Annotated in this window: 23 protein-coding genes and 1 other RNA gene; 9 read left to right on the plus strand and 15 right to left on the minus strand. The window is 61.7% G+C overall.

The genetic code is table 11. From position 1 onward, the window contains the following. Positions 1 to 3: 3 nt before the first annotated feature. From art_RS07675 to art_RS07700, 6 genes are read left to right on the plus strand one after another with little or no spacing between them, the layout of a single operon-like run. On the plus strand, positions 4 to 1,296 hold the full coding sequence (locus art_RS07675; protein ID WP_157875204.1) for a hypothetical protein: 1,293 nt from the start codon (positions 4 to 6) through the stop codon (positions 1,294 to 1,296). Between the two features lie 10 nt (positions 1,297 to 1,306). Next, complete coding sequence (locus art_RS07680; RefSeq protein WP_038463694.1) at positions 1,307 to 1,930, plus strand: hypothetical protein; 624 nt, start codon at positions 1,307 to 1,309, stop codon at positions 1,928 to 1,930. A 10-nt stretch (positions 1,931 to 1,940) separates the two neighbouring features. Then, entirely contained in the window at positions 1,941 to 2,363 is a 423-nt protein-coding gene (locus art_RS07685; RefSeq protein ID WP_038463697.1) for a hypothetical protein, read from the plus strand. A gap of 6 nt (positions 2,364 to 2,369) precedes the next feature. Then, on the plus strand, positions 2,370 to 2,663 hold the full coding sequence (locus art_RS07690; RefSeq protein WP_038463700.1) for a hypothetical protein: 294 nt from the start codon (positions 2,370 to 2,372) through the stop codon (positions 2,661 to 2,663). Positions 2,664 to 2,702: 39 nt separating this feature from the next. Then, positions 2,703 to 3,434, plus strand: coding sequence for a hypothetical protein (locus art_RS07695; protein WP_038463703.1), 732 nt, complete (start codon positions 2,703 to 2,705; stop codon positions 3,432 to 3,434). Between the two features lie 11 nt (positions 3,435 to 3,445). Beyond that, complete coding sequence (locus art_RS07700) at positions 3,446 to 3,745, plus strand: hypothetical protein (protein ID WP_157875205.1); 300 nt, start codon at positions 3,446 to 3,448, stop codon at positions 3,743 to 3,745. A 315-nt stretch (positions 3,746 to 4,060) separates the two neighbouring features. Here the strand turns inward: art_RS07700 and art_RS07705 are convergent, their stop codons facing one another. The 3 genes from art_RS07705 to art_RS07710 form a co-directional block, all read right to left on the minus strand. Continuing rightward, the gene (locus tag art_RS07705; RefSeq protein ID WP_038463710.1) at positions 4,061 to 5,191 is read right to left on the minus strand and encodes a site-specific integrase; all 1,131 of its coding nucleotides are present in this window, start codon (positions 5,189 to 5,191) and stop codon (positions 4,061 to 4,063) included. A 91-nt stretch (positions 5,192 to 5,282) separates the two neighbouring features. Then, positions 5,283 to 5,648, minus strand: a transfer-messenger RNA (tmRNA) gene (ssrA, locus tag art_RS21590). 141 nt (positions 5,649 to 5,789) lie between these two features. Continuing rightward, positions 5,790 to 6,809, minus strand: a complete 1,020-nt coding sequence (locus art_RS07710; protein ID WP_253901514.1) for a glycoside hydrolase family 3 N-terminal domain-containing protein — start codon at positions 6,807 to 6,809, stop codon at positions 5,790 to 5,792. Here art_RS07710 and art_RS22920 point away from each other — a divergent pair. Beyond that, the gene (locus art_RS22920) at positions 6,808 to 7,023 is read left to right on the plus strand and encodes a hypothetical protein (protein ID WP_038463713.1); all 216 of its coding nucleotides are present in this window, start codon (positions 6,808 to 6,810) and stop codon (positions 7,021 to 7,023) included. The two genes, art_RS07710 and art_RS22920, sit on opposite strands and share 2 nt — an antisense overlap. Before the next feature lie 180 nt (positions 7,024 to 7,203). Here the strand turns inward: art_RS22920 and smpB are convergent, their stop codons facing one another. From smpB to art_RS07775, 12 genes are all read right to left on the minus strand, one after another. Then, positions 7,204 to 7,680, minus strand: a complete 477-nt coding sequence (smpB, locus tag art_RS07720) for an SsrA-binding protein SmpB (RefSeq protein WP_038463716.1) — start codon at positions 7,678 to 7,680, stop codon at positions 7,204 to 7,206. Positions 7,681 to 7,809: 129 nt separating this feature from the next. Next, complete coding sequence (locus art_RS07725; protein ID WP_253901582.1) at positions 7,810 to 9,297, minus strand: M23 family metallopeptidase; 1,488 nt, start codon at positions 9,295 to 9,297, stop codon at positions 7,810 to 7,812. A 180-nt stretch (positions 9,298 to 9,477) separates the two neighbouring features. Beyond that, complete coding sequence (ftsX, locus tag art_RS07730) at positions 9,478 to 10,392, minus strand: permease-like cell division protein FtsX (RefSeq protein WP_038463722.1); 915 nt, start codon at positions 10,390 to 10,392, stop codon at positions 9,478 to 9,480. Further along, positions 10,389 to 11,327, minus strand: coding sequence for a cell division ATP-binding protein FtsE (ftsE, locus tag art_RS07735; RefSeq protein ID WP_082000172.1), 939 nt, complete (start codon positions 11,325 to 11,327; stop codon positions 10,389 to 10,391). The genes ftsX and ftsE overlap by 4 nt, the downstream gene beginning before the upstream one ends. 673 nt (positions 11,328 to 12,000) lie before the next feature. After that, positions 12,001 to 13,119 (minus strand): peptide chain release factor 2, encoded by a 1,119-nt coding sequence (gene prfB, locus art_RS07740; protein WP_038463725.1) that lies wholly within the window; start codon positions 13,117 to 13,119, stop codon positions 12,001 to 12,003. Positions 13,120 to 13,130: 11 nt separating this feature from the next. Next, a complete protein-coding gene (locus art_RS07745; protein ID WP_038463728.1) occupies positions 13,131 to 13,580 on the minus strand; it encodes a pilus assembly protein TadG-related protein in 450 nt (149 codons plus the stop codon). Further along, positions 13,577 to 14,044 carry a hypothetical protein gene (locus tag art_RS07750; protein ID WP_038463731.1) on the minus strand — a complete coding sequence of 156 codons (468 nt, stop codon included), beginning with the start codon at positions 14,042 to 14,044 and terminating at the stop codon, positions 13,577 to 13,579. Before art_RS07750 ends, art_RS07745 begins: the two co-directional genes overlap by 4 nt. Next, a complete protein-coding gene (locus tag art_RS22200) occupies positions 14,025 to 14,384 on the minus strand; it encodes a TadE family protein (protein ID WP_038463733.1) in 360 nt (119 codons plus the stop codon). The genes art_RS07750 and art_RS22200 overlap by 20 nt, the downstream gene beginning before the upstream one ends. Before the next feature lie 35 nt (positions 14,385 to 14,419). Further along, positions 14,420 to 14,608 (minus strand): hypothetical protein, encoded by a 189-nt coding sequence (locus art_RS22205; protein WP_038469223.1) that lies wholly within the window; start codon positions 14,606 to 14,608, stop codon positions 14,420 to 14,422. A 157-nt stretch (positions 14,609 to 14,765) separates the two neighbouring features. Next, the gene (locus art_RS07765) at positions 14,766 to 15,704 is read right to left on the minus strand and encodes a type II secretion system F family protein (RefSeq protein ID WP_367643770.1); all 939 of its coding nucleotides are present in this window, start codon (positions 15,702 to 15,704) and stop codon (positions 14,766 to 14,768) included. Beyond that, a complete protein-coding gene (locus tag art_RS07770) occupies positions 15,701 to 16,555 on the minus strand; it encodes a type II secretion system F family protein (protein ID WP_038463735.1) in 855 nt (284 codons plus the stop codon). Before art_RS07770 ends, art_RS07765 begins: the two co-directional genes overlap by 4 nt. Beyond that, on the minus strand, positions 16,555 to 17,778 hold the full coding sequence (locus art_RS07775; protein ID WP_038463739.1) for a CpaF family protein: 1,224 nt from the start codon (positions 17,776 to 17,778) through the stop codon (positions 16,555 to 16,557). Before art_RS07775 ends, art_RS07770 begins: the two co-directional genes overlap by 1 nt. Positions 17,779 to 18,087: 309 nt before the next feature. Between art_RS07775 and art_RS20940 the strand changes: the two genes are divergently transcribed. Next, positions 18,088 to 20,316: a cell wall-binding repeat-containing protein gene (locus art_RS20940; protein WP_052136118.1), complete on the plus strand. Its 2,229-nt coding sequence runs from the start codon at positions 18,088 to 18,090 to the stop codon at positions 20,314 to 20,316. 64 nt (positions 20,317 to 20,380) lie between these two features. Continuing rightward, a complete protein-coding gene (locus art_RS07785) occupies positions 20,381 to 21,019 on the plus strand; it encodes a hypothetical protein (RefSeq protein WP_157875207.1) in 639 nt (212 codons plus the stop codon). Positions 21,020 to 21,345 lie beyond the last annotated feature (326 nt).

Here is a 21,345-nt window from a genome sequence, read left to right on the forward strand (position 1 = left end):
CCGATGCCTTGGGTAACTATTGGTAACGTGCGCGGCCCTCGCGGACACCAAGGTGTTCCTGGCGACCCGCTGAATCAGGCCGGCGCGGACTTCATGGTGAAAAACTTTGATTTCCTGACGGGCTGGGATAAGCGCGCACCCATCATCGGGGGCAAGGGTCCCATCTTTGTTGCCACTGACCGGAACTCGAAAGAGACGTGGCTTGGTGCTCGTGGCGAGGATGGCGGGCCTACTGACACTGCGCTATGGCACATGCAGAACCGGCTTGGCGTCCATCAGCACCCGGACGCGTCCGTTAGCTGGGCTGTCACGGATGCTGCATGGCGGTACACGGAGATGCGCCTGGACAATGAGGGAAACGTGCCCGATGCGGTCCTTCAGCGCTGGGCTTCCCGCATGGGTGCTGCGACGGGTAGCGGGCTGGCGACTGGGGACCGGTACATTACTTCTGACGGCTCACTGTCCCCGGTATTCCCTGACGTGAAGAACATTACTATCTGGGGTTCGTCGAGTGCTGAGAGGATCGGCGCTGCACTGTCATCAGCACTAGCAAGCACGGGCGCAACGTTCCACAACGAAGGCAAGGGCGCCGAAACGTCCCAGCACATTAGTGCACGGTTAGGGTCTGTTCCGGCCTTGCTCACTGTTGCTGGCGGGTCAATCCCCGCTAGCGGCCCGGTCACCGTCACCGCATCAAACATGGGCAACAGTGCTGAAATGAAGCCTTTTGTTGGGGCACTGAACGGCGTCAAGGGGCAGCTGACCAGCACTTCTACGGTGTTCACATTCACCCGGTCCACCCCTGGCGAGACTACCTCGGTTGTTGCAGGAACCGCGTTCATCCCTACCATTGGGACCGCGTCACGCCAGCATGTGACGTTCCTGTGGATGGGCAAAAACAACCTTTCCGGTTCAGGCTCTGCACCATTAGTCATCGAGCAGACCAACAAGGCTTTCGACTATCTTTCGCCCATGGTCAAACGGGTGCTCGTTCTAGGCCATTTCGTGGACACCGCCCAATCGTCAGGTTCAACACAATGGACAAACGTTCGCACGGTCAACGCCGCACTCGCTGCACGCTACGGCGATCTGTTCCTTGACGTTGACGCCTACCTTTCGTCCCCGCAACTCTGGACAGACACCGGAATCACACCGACCAGTAACGACCTGGTCCAGCAGGGCAACGGCATCAAGCCGGACAGTATCTCCCACGACAGTGGGCACCTGAACGCTGCCGGTTACACAGCAGTTTCGGCACTCATCCGCAAAAAGCTTTCAGCCCTCGGCTGGTACTAAGGAGCCCCGCATGTCAACAATTATCCGATCTGACCAGCTCATGACGATCCCGCCCATGGTGGCTAAGTACGCGCCTGGCCGGCAGCTGTACCGGGCAAACTTCAACGACGGAAACAAGGCCAGCCTCGCGGGCGAGTTGACCGCAACTGATGTTGGCCTCGTTACTGGAACGTGGCAGGGCGACACAAACCATTTCTCGGTTCAAAACTCAACCGTAGTCCGCGGCAGTGTGTCCGGGGCTATCAGTGTTGGCCTGCCCTTGCTTGGTGCTGGCGCGATGATGTCTTGGGACGTTGTGTCGCTTCCGCAAGCCGCACCATTGTACTTGGACCTTTTCGCTTCAACAGTTAACGGCTCTCCTGACGTTTACCGAATCGCTCTTGGCACTGGGTCCGCAAGTTTGAACCAGCGAGTATCCGGCGTTGGCACACCTCTTAGTGGGAACTTTGCGTTTTCTGCGGGAGATCGCGTCGGTGTTCGCTGGGTTGGAGGGTTGCTTAGCGCTTTTGTGAACGGTGTTGCGGTGGCAGAAGCAGTCACCAGCGCGGTTACTCCGAACGGGTTCGCTCGCATAGCCGCTGGCAGCGCTACCGCAGGGTTCGCACTGGACACCATGGCCATCGAAATCTACTAAGGACGCGGCCATGACTAAAAATCACTGGACCATCGCGGTCTGGCTCCGCATCCAGGAGCCGCGTTTCATCACGATCATGCAGACCCTCATCTACGGGTTGTGCGCCTGGGCGGGGATTGCCACGGTCCTCGCCCCACCGTCTTCCATTGAGGGGCAATTCGGTCTGACGGTCACGCTCGTGTGGGGCTGGTTTGCGATCCTTGGCGGGGTGGCCGGGGCCATCGCGTGCCCGTTCGGTAAATGGCTGATCGAGAAACCCGCGATCATCCTGTGCGCCACCGCCACCCTGATCTACGCCGGGATCATCCTGACCCTGCACATCCAAGAAACAGGGAACCGTATCCCTCAACTCTGCTTCGTCGTCATGACACTGCTCTACCTCACGTCCCGGTACGCCCGCATCAGGCCGTTCTCTTACCAGCCCGGAAAGTAGGCGACCTTGGATTGGTCTCAAATCTGGCCTGTTATCGGCATCGTCTGTGGTGCTGGCGGATTCCTCACCGTAAGCGTGCAGGAGTTCCGCAAGTGGCGCACCGGTGCCGCTGAAGAAGAACGCCTCGAAAACAACGACCTCAAAACCATTGCCGACCGGGCCGTGGCCCTGCGGGACTGGTCCGACGAATACCGGCGCCTGGTCATGGAGAAAGCAGCGAAATGGCGACGCATCGCCATCGAGCATGGCGTACCCGAGGAAACCCTCGGCCCCTGGCCAACCGCCCCACCCAAACCCTAAGCCACCCCACCGGGTGGCTCTCTACTTTAAGGAGGCCGCATGGCTTACAACCCAAGTGTTGCCTACGTTGGTCCGGACGGCGCTACTCGCAGCGTGACGAATGAACTCACGGCCCGGTTCGGTTATCCTGCCCGGCCGTATGAGTTTGTGACGGGCTGGAAAGATGCTGGCAATGTGTCCGGCCACAACCCGGATTCCGATGGCATCACGCACGGCGTGGACATCTTCATGACCCAAGCGCAGAACCGTTGGGCAGCCGACCATTTGGCGGCACGAGGCCGGGCGGGAGACCCCCGCGTCGCCTACGTGATCTACGCCGGGCAGATCGCCTCACCATCCACCGGATACGAGTTCGCTGGGTCTGGCTGGGAGCACTGGGACCACCCACACCTGAGCGTGTGGGACGGCTACTGGGGCGGCTACTGCTCACTCCCGGCCCACATCTACAACGACACGTCCAGCTGGGGCATCGCAGGCGCCACGCCACAAGCCAACACCATCACACCCATCCCTTCATTCACAGAAATGGATATCGACATGGCAACACCATCCGAAGTAGTAACCGCGCTCATGGGGCACCCGCTTACCCTGCGCGACGGCACGAAGGCCAGCTTGGAAACGCATCTGGTCAACCTGTTTGGCGACACGATCAAGCGCACCGAGGTGTTGACCTCGTTCGACGGCAAGACCAAAGCACGCGTCGTGGACATCCTGGCGAACCTTGGCCCGGACGTTCGCGCCATCAAGACCAAGACGGACAAGCTCAAGTGACGGGGCAGCGTGTGGCGACCGTTGACAAGGCTGACGCGGTTCAGCGGGCCCTGCGCACGCTCTGGCAGGGGTTCGGCTTCGATGCTGTGGCGGCTATCGGTGCTGGCCTGTTGCTGCTGCTCGACGGCGGCGACGTGCTGAGCCCCGTGTTCTGGGGCGCGTTCGGCGTGCTCATCATCAAGTCCGTGCTGGTCGCGTTTGCCAGCTACCTGCAACGCCTCCGCAAAGCACCCAAGCCACTGCCGGAACCCGCGGACCCTGCCCTCACTGATGAATACCACGAGGCAACCCGCAACCACGCAACACCCTAAGCACGACGGCGGCACCCCTAACCGGGTGCCGCCCCTTTTTTGTGCCCAAAACTCGTTGCGCTCACACCCGGCCTGCGAGCGCCGGAAACACGGGGATGTTACAAAATGTCGTGCGCCGTGAACGGTGGCCAAACCCGTGCGAGAGGAAGTATAAGGCTTGACACGCATGGTAGACCTAGTAAAAGTCAGAATGTTACGCCGCAGAAAAGTTCACGGCACAAACGATCCGCGACAAAACGCTGAGTCCTGAACCAACTCGCTACGGGCAGCACAAAGCCCCGCCCGCTTGTGCGGACGGGGCGATGGGGGAGCTACTTAGTCGAGCAAGTCAGCCGCCTTCAAGTCGTCGCCGTTGGTCAGCGTGGCGTAAATCTTGAGCGTAGTTTGCGGGTCCTCGTGACCAAGCCTCGCCTGCACCACGTTGACCGGCACACCCTTCTGAAGCAGGTGGGTGGTGTGCGCCTTCCGAATCTCGTGAATCCACGGATGGTCATCCAAGTGGCCTTCCTTGACGAGCTCCTTCACGACAGGCTGCCATGCCACCTTGTGGAAGTAGGCGTTCCTCAGGTAGAGGCCGTTGGGGCGGGTGAACAGTAAGTCCCCCGGCTTCAAGTCCTTCATGCGATCAATCAGCTTGGCGGACAGCTCCAAGTTGCATGTGACGTTGCGCTTGGCCATGGGCGTCTTGGGCGGGCCGATCTCTTCGCCGTCACCTGTGTCCTTCCATGCCCTCGTGACCCTGATGATGCACCGCTCCCCCTCTACGCGCACATCACGCTTACGCAGCGCTGTGGCCTCGTTGTAGCGCAGCCCCGTCTTACTCAGCGTCCGGATGAAAAGCTTGTACCGCTCCGGCATGCTCTCTTCCAGCAATTCCAAGTCCTCCGGGCTCAAGTAGACCGGCTCGCGGGATTCACCCAAGTCTGGGTCACCAATACCTTTGGCTGGGTTCCTTGACATGAGATCCATATCTATGGCCGTCGCGAACGCTGACGATAGCAACGCTTGGATGTTCTTCTTGGTGCGCGGGTTCAGCTCGGAGCCTGGCGCAACATTGGACCCCGGCGCGCTCACAAGGTTATCCATCCACTTGATGACGTGCTTCTTCTCCACCATGTCGATGCCCATATTCCCGAGTGGGCTGCTGGCGATGTGGTCCCGCGCCAGATTGCGGTAGCGCCTGATGGTCCCCGGCTGCGGCTTGGTCAGCTGAGCAATGTGGGTCTCCAAAACCTCGTGGACCTTCTTCACCTTCTGGTCATGGATGCGCTTGGCTTCGTTGGCCAGCTTGAAGGTGTTGCCATTGGCGTCCAGGAACTTCTTGGTCATTTCGGCTTTTTCTTCATCATCGAAGGTTCGGCCGTCGATCTTCCCGCCTGGCTCCCGCCAGACTACGCGCCAAGACTCAACGCCTTTCGCGCTGACGTTATGCTGAATCGATGCCATGTTCGCTAACCCGTCCTTATCTGTTCTAAAGCAACAAAATGGGGGTCTAGCGCAACTTAACTAGAACTGGCCCCGTCAATAGGGGCCAGTCTAGTGGAGATGGGGAGAATTGAACTCCCGTCCGATGTTGTGTTGTCAGGGCTTCTACGGGTGTAGTTTGCGGCGGTTTTTCTCGGCCCCAGCTGTCTCGCAAACAAGCAGCTGCCAGGCCCAGTTGTATAAGAGTCCCCTAAGTGCCTACAACAAGAACTTAGAGCAGTGGCCCTCTAAATGACGCCAGGATCCGGGACGAGAGCATTCCCGGGCTGACGGACTGTCTTACTGCTTAGGCAGCAAGAGCGAAGTCAGTGCGATTTGAGTCAGCACTTGTGTTTTACAGAGATCGTTTACGAGATAACCCTGTATCCTCGACCCGCTTCACCTGTCTCGACTAACACCGTCGAAACCGATCATCCCCTATTGTTTTTTCAAAACCACGCAGGGTCCGCAAGGAACCGTTGTGGTCTATCCATGCTAGCGCATTCAGCGGGGAAAATATTCCGCGCACGTCCCGCCACCTGCCCAACCGGTACCGCCGCCGGACCGAAGACCGCGCACGCTACCCAATCAGTCCTCTGTCGGCCTTCGCCTGCAGCACCAGCAGCGCCGCCGCATCCACCTGGGTTGCAAACGCCGGATCGGACTGCGCCGTGGCCAGCATGCCTTCGTACATGGCGGGCAGCAGCGATTGGTTCGTGCACAGGGCCAGGGTGCCGCCGGCCCGGATGAACTCAACCCCGCGCTGCCCCACCGGCACGGCCGAGACCTGGACGGCGTCGCAAATGTCATCGCTGACAATGATGCCCGTAAAGCCCAGGTCCCCGCGCACCATGTCGTGCACCAGCACCCTGGAAAAAGGCGCCATGGCCGTCGGGTCAATCTTCGGGTACGACGCGTTGGACATCATCAGCCACGGCACACCTGCCGCCACAGCATCCTTGAACGGCTGCACATACGGGTCGTTGCGCACCGTAATGTCGTCCACCACATTCGCGCTGACGTCGGTGTTCGCGGTGACGCGGCCCAGTCCTGGGAAATGCTTCACGGTCGCGTCAATGGCCGCCGCGCGCATGCCTTGGGCGAAGGCAATGCCATGGCTGGACACCGTCTCCGGTGTGTAACCGTATTCGCGGCCAAAGGCGCCGATCGGGGCATTCTGCGGCGCAAATTCGGCGCTCGGCACGGTGTCCATGACGGGCGCCAGATTCACATTGACGCCCACCGCGGCCAGCTGTTCGCCCCAGGCCGTAGCCTCGGCGAGCAGCTCTCCCACCGAAAGCTCCCCTTGCACGATCGCCTGCGGCATCACAGCGAAGCCGGGCCCCTGCATGATCTGCACAAACCCGCCTTCCTGGTCGGTGGCGACAAACGCCCGCACCCCCTGCGTCCGGTCGCCGGAAACGTGCGCCGTGATGGCGGAAACCTCATCCGCTATCCCGGCCTGCCCCGCAGTGCTGCGCCCCTTCATGAAAACATTGCCCACGAAGAGGGTGTCCAGCGCGTACAGTGAGTCCGCATCGGCACCTGTCACCGGCGAGGACACCATGAGGATTTGCCCCACCTTTTGCTCCAGCGTCATGGCGGCCAATGCCGTGGCGGCCTTGCTCGATGCCGGCGCGGACGACGGCGGAGCCTGGCTTGCGCTGGGAGGCGGTGCCGCCGTCGTGCTTGGCGAAGGGGACGGGGCACTTGGGGATGGTTTCGCGCTTGAGGACGGTGCCGCCGTCGCACTTGGCGATGGTGGCGGCGTTGAGCTTGCCGGGCCGGGCGATGGTGCATTGCCGCTTGCATAGAGCATGCCAAAGACCACTACCAGGGCCACAACAACGATGCCGGCGCCGAGCATCAACCAGCGTTTGGAGCCACTCACCACCACAGCCTGCCTCTCAATCACAGATGCCGTACCAGCCAGCCTAGATCACGGGGCCGCACAAAGCGCCGTCAGTTCGAAAGGGACCCCTGCCGTGCGGGAGTTACGCGCTGCCGCGGTTCTTCTCACGCATGGCACGCAATGCCTCGCGGTTGTCCTGCTGCTCGCGCAGCGCGTGGCGTTTATCGTAGTCCTTCTTGCCGCGTGCAATGGCGATCTCAACCTTGGCGCGGCTGTCCTTGAAATACAGCTGCAGCGGCACAATGGTGAAGCCGGATTCGCGGGTCTTGCGGTCGATCTTCTCGAGCTCTTCGCGGTGCAGCAGGAGCTTGCGGCGGCGGCGGGCCGTGTGGTTGGTCCAGCTGCCGTTGAGGTATTCGGGGATGTAGACGCCCTCAAGCCACAGCTCGTCGTTGTAGAACGTGGCAAAACCGTCCACCAGGGAGGCCCGGCCTTCACGCAGCGACTTGACCTCGGTCCCCATCAAGACCAGGCCGGCCTCGAAGGTGTCCATGATGAGGTAATCATGCCGGGCCTTGCGATTGGTGGCCACTACCTTCAGGCCACTTTCCTTAGGCACAGCTGACTCCTTTTATGTTCATCATGACTTCCGGTGCGCCAATGCGGCCGGAACCTTAGTTTAGCAACTCACGCCATGCCGCGCGGCCAACGGCCTGGGACCGCGGGCTCATCAGCGGACCTGTCGATCCTAGAGCAGGCCCATCGGATCAACCGGGCTGCCGTTGAGCCACGTTTCAAAGTGCGCGTGGCAGCCCGTGGAGTTGCCGGTGTTGCCCGAATAGGCCACGAGCTGGCCCTGCGTGACGGACTGTCCGGCCGAGACGATGACGGAGGAGTTATGGTAGAAAACGGTCATCAACGCGTTGCCCTGCACCACGCCGTGGCTGATGTACAGGACGTTGCCGCCACCATAGACCACGTTTGTCTGGCCGGCGATCTGCACGACACCATCTGCCGGAGCATAGACGGGCGTACCGCACGTGGCACCAAAGTCAATGCCGGAGTGCAGGTAGGAACCAGTGCCGTTAAAGTCGATGGTCCCGGCCGGGGTCTGGCGCCAGCCGAATCCCGAGGTGATCGGGATGTTGCCGGCAAACGGGTGCTGCAGCCCAAAGGCCGAAGGGTTGCCGGGTGCGGGCGGAACGTAGGCCGGCGGGACGTAGACGGGCGGGACGAACGGTTCCGGTTCATAGGGGGTGCTGGCGCCTCCGCCAAGGTTTGCCTGAGCATCGGCGGCGGCCTTCTCACGGGCAAGGCGCTGCTGTTCCTGATCGTAGGCAACGCGGGCTGCCTCTACGCGGCGATCTTCCTCAATCTTAGCTAGCCGTGCGGCCTCGGCGCGTGCGGCAGCCTCGGCAGCTTCACGTTCCTTGCGCTGGATCTCGGAGATCTGGAACGCCACCGCGTCTTTCTCGCCCTGCACTTCCTTGAGCTTGGTCTGGATCCGCGGCTTCTCGGCTTCCAGCTGGGCGTTCAAGACTGCGGAGTCGCTGATCAGCTTGTCCACCTTGGCTTTTTGTGTGGCGGCGGCATCGCGGGCGCTCTGCTCCGCGGCAAGCGCGACTTCGGCCTGCAGCTTCAGGTCCTTGATCTCCGCCTCCACGGCGGCAAGGCGGACCTGGGCATTCTCATTCGTGGCCTTTTGCGCAGTCAATGCTTCAAGTGCTGCTGTTTGGCTGCGCATTGCCTGCTCGGCCAGGTCGATGGAATTTGCCAGGTCGTTCGGGGAATCTGCACCCAGGATTAAGGTCAGGTTCACGGGCAGTCCCCCGGCCTTGTACGACTGGGCGGCGATCTGGCCAATCATGGCCTTCGTCTCCGTTGTCTTCGTTGCATCGGTGGCAATCTGGGCCGTGATCTTGTCCTTGCTCTGCTGGGCAAGGTCAATCCGGGCAGTCAGAGAATTGACCTCGCCGGTGGCTACACTGACCCGCCCTTCAGCCTGCGACAGTGCGGTCTGGGCTCCGGGAAGCTGTCCCTGGAAGGTGACGAGGTCGGCAGCGGACTTGGCAATGCCGGCGTCGACGAACTCCAGGGACGACTGCACTTCGTTGGCCTGCTGTTCAAGTGCAGCCTGCTGTTGAAGCGCGGCGGCTTTGTCGCTCGCGTTGTCGGCCTGGGCCACAGGCACCAGTCCCAGCATTCCCAGGGCAAGAAGCGCAGTCACGCCAACCATGGCACGGCGCATTGCCGGCCGAGCGCTGGGCATGGTTCGCCCAAGTCGGGGGGATTTCACGCGCCCTATTCCCCCGCTTGATTCAAAATTCATGCCTGCTGGCTCCTTCATAAGTTGCAATTAAACACTCGCATAACTTCAGTCACACTAGTACCTTCAGTAACACTACCCCCACTAACCTTACACTTTCAGGTTTTTCCGCAAGGAAACAGCCGAGGCAACACCGGCCAACACCACTCCTAGCAGGATCAGCACGGGGTAGATCACGAAGGCATCCGTAGCGGAAATGAACGGCGTTCCCGAGTTTGACTCAGCCAGGTAGCCGCCCATGAAGAAGTGCACGATCGCCCAAACAGCGCCGGAAGCCAGCAGCGCCCCGATAGTTGCCGCGATCACCCCTTCCAACACAAAGGGCAACTGGATGACGGTTCGGGAGGCGCCCACCAAGCGCATGATCTCAATCTCCCTGGTGCGCGACTGCGCGGAAAGTCTGATGGTGGTGGCGATCAGAAGGGCCGCGCACACAATCATGAGCACCGCCACGCCAATGGCCACGTACGTGGCGATGTTCATCCACGAGAACAGTTTTTCAAGGACCTTGCGCTGGTCCACCACCGAATCCACGCCGGGGGTGGCGGAGAACGTCTCGTTGATGATCTGGTACTTTTCCGGGTCGGTCAGCTTGATGCGGAACGACGATGGCAGGTTGGCGGCCTCCACCGAATCGACCATGGGAGAGTTGGCGAACTGTTCCTGGAAGTGGAGCAGTGCCTCGTCTTGGGATTCAAAGCTCCACGTCTCGATGTAGGGCTTCACGGCAGCCGATTCCAGCATGCCCTCGATGGTCTTCTTTTGTTCGTCGGAGACCGGACCGGCAAGGCAGTTGGTGTTGGCAGGCACGTCGTTGCACAGGTAGATGGTCACCTGAACCTTGTCATACCAGAACCCCTTGAGTTGGCCGATCTGCATCTGCAGCACCCCTGCCGCACCAACAAAGGTCAGCGACACAAAGGTCACCAGGATCACCGAGATGACCATTGTCAGGTTGCGGCGCAGGCCGCTGCCCAACTCGCTCATGATGAAAGCAAGTCTCACTTTTGGTCCTCATTCGTGTTCTTCGCGCCGGCAGTCTTCTCGCCGGCGGTGTTCCCATCAGCGGGCCCCTCAGCCGCGTTCCCCTCGGCGGCGTCAGGTCCTCGCCTGCGCTCCAGCCGTGGTGGCAGGGAGTCGTCGGCGGCGTCCCGTACTGCTGCGGCACTCACTATCCGCTGACGGCGGGTCTGGGGTTCGGCGTCGTGCTTCATGGCGGGATCGGAGCCAAGCCCGGCCGCCGGCACAATGGGAATCATGGACGTGTATTGGGCGGCGTTCTCGTCGCGGACCACCTTGCCGTGCTTGAGCTCGATGACGCGCTTACGCATGGAGTTGACGATGTCGTCGTCGTGCGTGGCCATGACCACTGTGGTGCCGTTCTGGTTGATCTTGTCCAGGACTTCCATGATGCCCGCGCTCGTGGTGGGGTCAAGGTTTCCGGTGGGCTCATCGGCCAAGAGGATGCCGGGCTGGTTCACGATGGCACGGGCGATGGCCACGCGCTGCTGCTCACCGCCGGAAAGTTCGGTGGGCAAGCGGCGCCCCTTGTCCTCCAGGCCAACGAGTTCCAGCACGCGCGGAACTTCGGCACGGATGGCGGCGCGGGATTTGCCCAGCACCTGCATGGCGTAGGCAACGTTGGCGAAAACCGTCTTCGTCTGGATGAGGCGGAAGTCCTGGAACACCACGCCAATGCCGCGGCGGAACTTGGGCACGCGCCAGCTGGGCACGTTGGCCACATTCTGGCCGGCCACATAGATCTGCCCGTGCGGAGTCCTGTGCTCGCGCAGCACCAGGCGCAGCAGCGTCGACTTGCCGGAACCTGAGGAGCCGACAAGGAACACAAACTCGCCGCGCTGGATATCAAGTGAAACATCATCGAGCGCCGGCTTGGATTTGCGGTCGTAAGCAATGCTCACATTTTCAAAACGAATCATGACTTTTTCATTGCCCGTCCAGCCGGATGTGCTGGCATGCTGACGGCCGGGCATGGTTTGGGGGAAGAAACCGCCAGCCTTACTACTGTAGGCGGGCGTCTACGTGTTTACCGGTTCCACGGCGGTGTGTCGAGGCGTGGCGTTGCTGTGAATGCGGGGCGGGCTGGCGCGGGCGGTGGGCCACTGCGGGCGGGCTGGCGCGGGCGGTGGGCGTTGCCACGGGCGGGCTGGCGCGGGCGGTGGGCCAATGCGGGGCGGGCATCGTTTCAGTGAGGTGGGGCGGTCCATGTTTCCGGCTGAGCGCTGCTGCGGCCCAGAAAACTGCCCCCTCCTAATTCAGGACGTCTTGTGACGCTAGCCTTGGAAGGGCGCTATTCATTCATTTGCAGACCGCGCTGCTGATTACCAACGCGGCCAGGCGGCGAGGCGAAACTTGCGTGCCAACGCCCCACCAGCTGCGAAAATGGGCCAAAACGGCTGGTTTCCAAGCAGTCTTTCGCGAAAATGACTCCGCCTCGCGAAGAGGGCGCAACCTTGGCGGCATGTCGCGGGCCCTGTTCATTCTCGAGGAACGAATCCCCGAGAATGGGCCAAACCCACCAGGAATCACCCAGCACCGCAGAGAAAGTTCCGACCGATTCCGATCACGGCCCAGACACCGCGGGGAAAGCCTTTAGTCCTTCGCAGCGTTCCTCTGGTCCGCACGCCACCGGATTCCGGCGTCGATGAAGTCGTCAATCTCCCCGTCCAGCACGGAGGCGGCGTTGCCCACTTCGTGTTCGGTGCGCAGGTCCTTGACCATTTGGTACGGGTTCAGCACGTAGGAGCGCATTTGGTCGCCCCACGAAGCCTTGACATCACCGGCCATGGCCTTCTTTGTGGCGTCCTCTTCGGCCTTCTTCAGCAGCAGCAGGCGCGACTGCAGCACGCGCAGGGCAGCCGCACGGTTCTGGATCTGCGACTTCTCATTCTGCATCGACACCACGGTGCCGGTAGGAATGTGCGTCATGCGCACGGCTGAGTCGGTGGTATTCACGGACTGTCCGCCGGGGCCCGAGGAACGGAACACGTCAACACGGATTTCGTTCTCCGGGATCTCGATGCTGTCCGTGGACTCGATCAGCGGGATGACCTCGACAGCGGCGAAGGAGGTCTGGCGGCGGCCCTGGTTGTCGAAGGGGCTGATGCGCACCAGACGGTGCGTGCCGGCCTCGACACTCAGCGTGCCAAACGCGTACGGCGCCTTGACCTCGAACGTGGCCGACTTCAGCCCGGCTTCTTCCGCATAGGACGTGTCCAGCACCGCCGTGGGGTAGCCGTGGCGTTCGGCCCAGCGCAGGTACATGCGCAGCAGCATCTGGGCAAAGTCGGCGGCATCCACGCCACCGGCGCCGGAGCGAATGGTGATGACGGCTTCGCGTTCGTCGTACTCGCCGGCCAGCAGCGTCACGATTTCCAGATCGCTCAGGGACTTTTGCAACCCCGGCAGGTCCTTGGCGGCCTCGGCGAGGGAATCGGCGTCGCCCTCTTCCTGCGCAAGCTCCACCAGCACCTCAAGATCATCGATCCGAGCTTCCAGCCTGCGCAGCTTCTCCAGCTTTGACTGGGCATGGCTGAGCTTGGATGTCACCTTTTGCGCGGCGGCGGGGTCGTCCCAAAGATTGGGTGAGCCGGCCTGGTCGGACAAATCCTCGATGTCCTCCAAAAGCTTCTCCACCTCGGAAACCTGTTCAATAGAGGTGTACGTAGCGCGAAGGGCGCGGAGTTCTGCGGGAAAGTCGATCTCTGCCATGATATTCAAGCCTACAGCAGCAGATTGGCGCGCGCCGTACTCGTGACGGTAATGCCGATGCCGCCGGGCACCAAAAAGTTGATGAACATTGGATGCACGACGGCGCTCAGGCTCACTTGCGCTGTTCTCCCGTCCCCGGCCCCGGTGGCCGAGTCAAGGACAATGCCGCCCAGTCCCTCGGGGACTTCGTTCCCTGCCAGGTAGTCCTGTGCCGCGGCAAGTACGCCTTGGTTGGTCAGCAAGGTGCCGGGATCGCTGTCGGTGCTGCCGCCGCTGAGTTCAAAGGTGTCGGCGGCTGCGAGCGCGGCGCCATCGGCGAGGGAGAACAGTTTCTTGTGGCCCACGTAGAGGCTGCCGGCCGCGGCAACAACCGTGATCAGCAGCAACACGAGCAGGACGTAGCCAATCAACAGGACCATGACGTGCCCGTCTTCCTCGGCTTCGAGCGGCTGCGGAGTCATTTGAAGCGCCCCACTTTTTGGGTGGCCCGGGAATCCACCGTTGCGGCATTGGCGGTGACTCCCGGCAGAGAGCCGACCACGGGCAGTTCAATCCGCAACTGCACGTAGGCGGTGACTATGGTGCCGGGGGTGAGGCAGCCGCCGTCGCACGCTATGGTCAATTGAGCGTCGGCCGGGTCGAAGCCCAGGTCCGTGACAGCCATGTGCATGGCTTGTTCCGCCGAGGCTTGGGCGGTGGGCAGGTCATCGTGCAGCACGAACACCTTTGCCGCCTGGTCGGCTGCTCCCACGACGGCGTACGCTCCGCCCTGCACCTGGCCCACCGTCAGGATCAGGTACACCACCGGCACCATGAGCAGGACCGCCAGGAAGATGAATTCCACAATGGCGCTGCCTGTTTCCGTACCGTTCCCGCAGGCACCAGGCGGGTCCGGCCGCACGCTGTCACCGGGTGATGACGGCATGGCCGCTCACCTCCAGAGAGCGCGAGGGCCCAATCAGCCCGAGGACCGGCAGCGGGGCGCTGATGGTCACGTGAAGGACTTCGAGGCCGTTGAGCGATTCCACCCCGACGCTCACCTCTTGCAGATAACCCTCCCCTAGCGCACCGGCCACCAGCGTGGTTGCCCTGTCCCTGGCGTCATCCGGTGTCCTGTCCCCCAGTGCCCCGTAGCGTGCGGCTGTGGATGCGGCGTCGGCCACGGTGTTGCGCACGTGCAGGGCCAAGGTCAGCTGCAGCAGGGCCACGAAGATCACCGTGACGAGGGCGCCGACGAGCACAAAATCAACGACGGCGGCCCCCACCTGATGGTCTGCCCGGACGTGTCCGGTTCGCGCCTTTACGGCGTGACTTGCTCCATGGCCTGGTTGAACAGTTTTTCCAGGGCGGGCCCGGCGATGGCCAGCAGCCCTGCCACCAGCACGGCACTCATCAATGTGATGAGAACCCAGCCGGGCACGTCGCCGCGGCTCTTGTCCATTGCCGGACGAAGGGCCGGCAGGTGCAACGTCTGAAGGAGCCAGTCCATCCCCTGCATGATCCGCCCCGCGCAGTGCCTCGCAAGGATCAGCAAGGCCACCCCCATGCCCAGTAATTTGTTCCTGACATCCATGTTGTTTTCCCTCCACCTGATAATTTCCTGCTTGCTGTGATGCTGTGCCGTGGTTGTCCTGGGTAGCTGCCATTTAGAAACCAAACTGCAGCAGGGCAAGTCCGGGGAACACGGCGAAGACGACGGTGAGCGGCAGGACTCCGAATATCAGCGGCACCATCATGCCAATTTCTTTCCGCCCCGCGGATTCCATGAGCTCCCGTTTTGCCACGTCACGCACGTCCTGGGCTTGGGCGCGGAGCACCTCGGCCAGCGGCGTCCCCCGGTTGACTGCCACGCCGATGCCGTCAACAAACCGGGACAGCGCCGGGACGTTGACGCGGGCGGAAAACTGGTTCAACGCCTCAACCAGCGGCATGCCGGTGCGGGTCTGTGCCAGCACCTTGCCGAACTCCTCCGACAGCACCCCCTGTGAGGACCGGGCCACCCTGTCCAGCGCACTGCCCGCGCTCTCTCCCGCACCAACCGCCAACGCCATAAGTTCGGCGAGCGCCGGAAACTCGGTGAGCATCCGGCCCTGCCGCCGCTTGATCCGGGCTCCCAGCAGATAGTCATACAGCAGGTAGCCAGCCACCATGGGCCCCAGGGTCAGTGTCACCGCTCCCATGAAGTTGATGCTCCCCTGCCAGAGCAACAGCACCGACACCAGCGCGCCCACCGCGAGCCCGCCCGCCGCACATAGGAACTGGACAGCCCGGAATTCCAAGGCACTTTCACTCCTGCCGGCTTGTTCCAGCCGCGCGCCCAGGCCGTGCACACTGATGTTGAACCTGCCCAGCCTCTGCACCGAGTCAGAGAGGACCAGCCGGAAGATCCGCTCAAGCGGCCCAAACAGCGTGCCGGGACCGTCGCCGTCCAGCAACCGTGAGCGGCTGTCCAGCGATCTCAGCTGTGGTTCCACCCGCTGGGTAAAGCTTGGCTGGCGCATGATGGGGAGCCTGACGAAACACAGCCACAGTCCCGTCCCCAGAAGAAGTCCGACGGCGATCATGGCGGCCAGGTGCGGGCTCACTTTAACACCCGTTGTTCCTCAGGCAGGGCACCGATGCGCAGCATGATCCGATAGCAGATAACCGAGATCGCCAGGCCGCCGCCCAGCACAGCCCAGCCGGCCGTGGTGTTGTAGGCGGCAACCGCCTCTGCCCTTGTGGACATGAGCATCAGAACAATCCACGGCGCTGCCACGGCAAGCCTGGCAGCGTTGACGGTCCAGGACTGTCTGGCTTCCAGCTCGCTGCGGGTGCGGGCGTGGTCACGGAGAAACTCGGAGAGTGTGCCCAACAATTTGCCCAGATCCGAGCCGCCCACATCCCTGGTCAGGCGCAGCGCCTCGATGATCCTGTCGGAGACGGGGTCGGCCAGGGTGGCCTTGAGCTTTTGCAGTGCACCTTCAAAGTGGCCCGTGGCCCTGTAGTCGGCACCGAAATTTCGGAAATCATCCCGGAGCTGGACGGGCCCCTTTTGCCCCAGCTGCACCAGGGCTTCGGGCAAGGACAAGCCGGCTCGAATGGCTGAGCGCAAGTTGTCCACGACGTCGGGCCAGAGTTCGCGCATGACTGCCGCCCGGCGTCGTGCCCGCATTTTGAGCAGTGCGAAGGGCAGGTATCCGGTGAACAAGGCGATGCACAGGGCGATCGCGGGGGCGCCGGTGAGCACGAAGACGATCAGCGCCATGAGCATGGCCAGGCCCACGGAGCTGAGCACGAGGGAGGTTGGTGTCACCTGGGCAACGCCGGCCTGTTGTAGGAGGGTCTCGAGTTTGCTGCGGTGGCCGGGATGCGGTGTGCGTGCGGGCGTGTTCCAGCAGGCGTTCCAGATCAGGAACAGGCCCATGCCGGCAAGCAACCCCACAACGGCTGACATCAGTCATCCCCCATTAGGGCGGCAACGTTGTAGCCGGCGACGGCAAATTTTTCGGGGGCCGGCATGGCTGTTTCCGAGGCTGTGAGGCGCCCGTTGACTGTGCTGAAGACGAGCCCCGATTCAATGATGCCGTTCTCGACCCGGCGGCCCAGTGCCAGGATTTCGCCCACGCTGCGTTTGCCGTTGGTTGCCCTGACGCAATGGACCACGAGGTCGATGCAGGCAGCCACTGTTGGCACCACGAAGGCTGCACTGATGTTTTCGCCCGCGAGAAGGGGCAGCGTGCAGATCTTGACAACAGCGTCGTGTGCCGAATTCGCATGAACTGAAGCCATCCCTGGAAGTCCACTATTCAGGGCGATCAACATGTCAAGGCTTTCGGCCTCGCGCACCTCACCCACAATGAGCCTGTCGGGTCGCATGCGCAGGGCCTCCTTGACGAGACGGCGCAACGGAATTTCTCCCTTGCCCTCAAGGTTCGGCTGGCGGCATTGCAGCCCCACCACATCGCGCAGCGGCAGCCTGAGCTCAAAGATTTCCTCCACCGTCACGACCCGCTCACGGGAGCCAATGCCAGCGGCCAGGCAGTTCAGCATGGTGGTCTTGCCTGCCTGTGTGGCCCCTGAGACAAGAATGTTCAGCCCGCTGCTGACGGCGGCGCCCAAGAAGCGGGCCGCCTGCGGGGTGAGCGAGCCCAGTTCCACCAGATGGTCCAGGCGGCTTGCCCTGGCCGTGAATTTGCGGATGTTCACGGCCCAGTGGTTCTGCGTGATGTCCGGGATAACCACATGCAGGCGGCTGCCGTCGGGCAGCGCAGCATCCACGAACGGGCTGCTCAGATCCAGCCGGCGCCCCGAACTCTTGAGCATCCGCTCCACCAGGTCCCGAACCTGCTGGGCGGTAAACACCACCCCCGTGAGTTCCGATTCGCCGTACCGGGCAACAAATACCTGATCCGGTGCGTTAAGCCAGATTTCCTCTATGTCCGGGTCGTCGAGGAAGGGCTGCAATGCACCGAAACCGGCGACGGCGTTGTACACGTGCCGATTGATGTCGTCGCCTTGGGTGAGGGCCGGGACTGCGCCGAGCAGTGCCCGCTCGCCATAATCGTTGACGGCGGCGTCAACCAAGGCACGTACCTCTGTGCCTTGACGTAGCGGGTCAAGGCCCTTGCGGCGGATGAGCTCCCTAACCTCATCCTCCAGCAACGCAAATGCATCCAATCAGATCACTTCCGCCCGGTGCGGAGACCTATCACTGTGTAGTTCAGGAGCCTAGACCTGATGGAGGCGGACGCGCCAGAGCGATGGTGGCTTCTGTGGATAACTTCCCCTAAGACCGCGGCTTGGACAAATAATTGACATTGCGTCCGTGCCTTCGCCTGAACGCCACAAGCAGTCGCCCCCCCTATGGGAATCATTGAATAAATTGCGACTTTCCCCCGGAGCCTCTGCAGGTTTCCCGCCCGCCATATAAGCTGGCAGGACCTCACGCGCGGCGCCCGGCCGCAGATGACTTCGGAGTATAGAACAATGCGTTTTTCAGTGCCCGCTACACGTTCACAATCCACCGGACGATTCCTGTCCACGGTTCCGCGAACGGTTCTTGCCGGTGCACTGGGATTCGCACTCGTATTTACTGTCGGTGCCGTTCCGGTCAATGCCCAAGAATCTGACGCACCAGCAGCCACGGAACAGGCCGTCCTGCCCGCAAGTGAACAATTACTCGTGGACGGGACGTCTCCGGACCTGGTTACAGAACAGGAGACGGCCTCAACGGCTGAGCCTGCCGTTGAACAACCGGCCGGCACACCGGAGCCAACGGCCGAGCAAGCCGCAGACGCCAACTCCGACGCGAAACCAACACCCCAGAAATCGCCAGTCCCCGCTCCCTCCCTGACGGTGGACCCGGCGCCAGACAGTCTTTCCCCGTCGTCCTCGCCCAGTGCCACTGTGGCCTCCGAGTCACCTTCTGCACAACCGGCCACAGCCCCAGAAACAACAACGGAAGCACCGGCGCCGACACCCACTCCAGACGCCCCGGCAGCCTCAGAACCGGAAGCGACCACACCCGAGGAGACGCCTGGCGCACACATGGGCCAGGGCTTGGCCATGGACGAGTCAGCAGCCAACGTCCCAATGATGGCACGGGCCATGCCGCAGGCTGCAAGTGCTCCGTGGATTCCAACCGGTGTTCGCGGCATGGATGTCAGCGGCTGGCAGGCAGACCAGGGGCACACCAATAGCAGAATCAATTGGGCCGGCGAGTGGTCATTGGGTGCGCGCTTTGTCTACGTCAAAGCCACCGAGGGAAGCGGCTTCATCGATCAGTCCCGCGCCTCGCATCTGGCCGGCTCATCGAAGGTAGGCATGCTCCACGGCGCGTACCACTTTGCATTACCCGGACAGTCCACCGCCACAGCGCAGGCAGACCATTTCGTTCGCAATGGCGGTGCGTGGAAAGCGGATGGAAAAACGCTTCCCCCTCTGCTCGATATTGAAAACAACCCCTACGGCGCCAACTGCTATGGCTTGGGGCAAAGTGCCATGGTCAGCTGGATCAAGACATTCTCCGCCCGGGTGCAGTCGAAGACCGGACGACTGCCCATGATCTACACCAACAAGGGTTGGTGGGTTTCTTGCACGGGCAACTCAAAGGCCTTCACAAACCAGCCCCTGCACATCGCCGCCTACACCGGGGGCGCAGCTCTAGAAATCCCCGGCGGATGGCCGACCTACAGCATGTGGCAGTTCAGCTCCACCGGCCCCTATGGCACGACCCCCCTTAAGCCCAACGAGGGTGATTCCAACGTCTGGAATGGGACAGAGGCCAGCCTGAAAAAGTTTGCCACGGGCACGACAGTGACGAGAATCAACGGCAAGGACCGCTATGAAGTCTCGGCCGCCGCTTCCAAGACCGCATTCCGGCCAGGCGTCAAGACCGCCTACATTGCCAGCGGTGCTGTTTACACCGATGCTCTCTCCGGCTCAGCTGCGGCGGGATACAACGATAGCCCAGTGCTGTTGACCGGGACGGGCGTGCTGCCGGACGTCATCCGGGCCGAGCTCACCCGGCTCAAGCCGAAACGGATCGTTATCCTCGGCGGTTCCGGAACCGTCAGCAACAGCGTCATGGGACTGCTGAAGAAATACAGTCCTTCAGTTAGCCGGATCAGCGGCAAGGACCGCTATGTCGTGTCTGCCGGTGTTTCCAAATCTACGTTCCAGTCAGGGACGGACACAGCCTACATCGCCAGCGGCGCAATCTATACGGATGCCCTGTCAGGCTCGGCATTGGCCGGCCACCAGGGAGGTCCCGTGTTGCTTACCGCACCCCATGTCCTTCCCGATCCCATTCGGGCAGAGCTGACCCGGCTCAAGCCGAAACGGATCGTGATTCTTGGCGGCTCCGGAAGCGTCAGTGACAGTGTCATGAACTTATTGAAGCGGTACAGCCCCTCAGTCAACCGGATTAGCGGAGCTGACCGGTACGAGGTCTCCGCGTCCATATCCAGATCCACCTATTGGGTTGGCACAATCACCGCCTACATTGCCAGCGGCGCGGTGTATTCCGATGCGTTGTCCGGCTCTGCTGTGGCCGCGCACAATGGCAGTCCGGTTTTGCTGACGGCCCCCAACGTCCTGCCCGACTCGGTCAAGGCGGAACTCCAGCGTTTGAAGCCGCAACGGATTGTCATCCTTGGCGGCACCGGCACCGTCAGCGACGAAGTGCTGCGTGAGCTGCAGAACTACGCGCGCTGACACCAAGCTCAAGGAGCTGCTAAGTACTATGTACCATTCCCGCACGGAGTAGTACGTTGGTGGCATGGACATCAGTCGAAGCTTGGTTGCTGCTGTGGTGCTCAGCGTGTCTTTCGTGCCGCCTGCTTCATCGGGGGTTTCCTCTGTTGCTTCATCGATGACAGTAGCCACTCAAGCGACCAGTTCTGATGTACTTCCAAGTCGGGAAACAAAATTGCCGCGCGAACCCCAGGTTGACGCGCCTAACCCTTTCAGTCCTGATGAAGCCAAGGCCAACAAGGTTTCGGGGGAAATTGGGGAAATCATGTCAGGGTTGGATGGGTTTGCGGGGTGCTGGGTGGACGACAACAGTTTGGTCCACCTCGCCGTGCAACAGGGGTACTCCGATGAAATCGAGGGACATTTGGGCGAACGTTTCAAAGGTGAAGTCGTGGTGGTCGAGGTCAAGCACTCCTATAAGGATCTCGTGGCGCGGCGAGACTCAATATCGGCACAGATTGACAGCCTCGCGAAGCAGGGTCTCGTTCTCATGGAGTGGGGCCCCGATGAAGTCCACAACACCGTCTGGATATCTCTCGGTGATTACACGGAGGCAAAGGCCGAACTGGCCCGGAAGCTGCTGGGGAATGACGTTGTGGTCAAACCTTCCCTGACGGCTGGCGGGATAAACGACTTGTTCTCCATTTCTTTCCTGGCCGAGTGAGGTCAATGCTCATCAGGGCTGGCTATGCTAAGTAGCCGCCCGATATTCCGGTGACGAAGCCGTTATGTTGCAGGGGCTTCATAACCATTCAGATACTTACGGGCCGCAAACATGCAGCACCCTACGCAGCAAGCCGAGAAGCTGCAAGGGGCCGCCCACGCCTCGATTATTACGGGCCGAGACAAAGTAAAAGCGCGCTGGCCTGCCGGAACGAAACTTTCTGACGATGGCAGGGCCGTGGTCGGCGAATCCGGTAAACGTATTGAGTTTGGGTCCGAGGTTGGGCTTGATTGCGGATTTAAATGTGGCCTTTACCCGCAGAATGC

The organism is Arthrobacter sp. PAMC 25486 (assembly GCF_000785535.1).
Lineage (GTDB): Bacteria > Actinomycetota > Actinomycetes > Actinomycetales > Micrococcaceae > Specibacter.

Excerpts from the sequence above, each read along its gene's own strand:
- art_RS07675 (WP_157875204.1), top strand. The coding sequence starts at position 4 with ATGCCTTGGGTAACTATTGGTAACGTGCGCGGCCCTCGCGGACACCAA.
- art_RS07680 (WP_038463694.1), top strand. The coding sequence starts at position 1,307 with ATGTCAACAATTATCCGATCTGACCAGCTCATGACGATCCCGCCCATG.
- art_RS07685 (WP_038463697.1), top strand. The coding sequence starts at position 1,941 with ATGACTAAAAATCACTGGACCATCGCGGTCTGGCTCCGCATCCAGGAG.
- art_RS07695 (WP_038463703.1), top strand. The coding sequence starts at position 2,703 with ATGGCTTACAACCCAAGTGTTGCCTACGTTGGTCCGGACGGCGCTACT.
- art_RS07705 (WP_038463710.1), bottom strand. The coding sequence starts at position 5,191 with ATGGCATCGATTCAGCATAACGTCAGCGCGAAAGGCGTTGAGTCTTGG.
- art_RS22920 (WP_038463713.1), top strand. The coding sequence starts at position 6,808 with ATGGCGGCCAATGCCGTGGCGGCCTTGCTCGATGCCGGCGCGGACGAC.
- art_RS07710 (WP_253901514.1), bottom strand. The coding sequence starts at position 6,809 with ATGACGCTGGAGCAAAAGGTGGGGCAAATCCTCATGGTGTCCTCGCCG.
- art_RS07725 (WP_253901582.1), bottom strand. The coding sequence starts at position 9,297 with ATGGTTGGCGTGACTGCGCTTCTTGCCCTGGGAATGCTGGGACTGGTG.
- ftsE (WP_082000172.1), bottom strand. The coding sequence starts at position 11,327 with ATGATTCGTTTTGAAAATGTGAGCATTGCTTACGACCGCAAATCCAAG.
- prfB (WP_038463725.1), bottom strand. The coding sequence starts at position 13,119 with ATGGCAGAGATCGACTTTCCCGCAGAACTCCGCGCCCTTCGCGCTACG.
- art_RS07745 (WP_038463728.1), bottom strand. The coding sequence starts at position 13,580 with ATGACTCCGCAGCCGCTCGAAGCCGAGGAAGACGGGCACGTCATGGTC.
- art_RS07750 (WP_038463731.1), bottom strand. The coding sequence starts at position 14,044 with ATGCCGTCATCACCCGGTGACAGCGTGCGGCCGGACCCGCCTGGTGCC.
- art_RS22205 (WP_038469223.1), bottom strand. The coding sequence starts at position 14,608 with ATGGACTGGCTCCTTCAGACGTTGCACCTGCCGGCCCTTCGTCCGGCA.
- art_RS07770 (WP_038463735.1), bottom strand. The coding sequence starts at position 16,555 with ATGTCAGCCGTTGTGGGGTTGCTTGCCGGCATGGGCCTGTTCCTGATC.
- art_RS20940 (WP_052136118.1), top strand. The coding sequence starts at position 18,088 with ATGCGTTTTTCAGTGCCCGCTACACGTTCACAATCCACCGGACGATTC.
- art_RS07785 (WP_157875207.1), top strand. The coding sequence starts at position 20,381 with ATGGACATCAGTCGAAGCTTGGTTGCTGCTGTGGTGCTCAGCGTGTCT.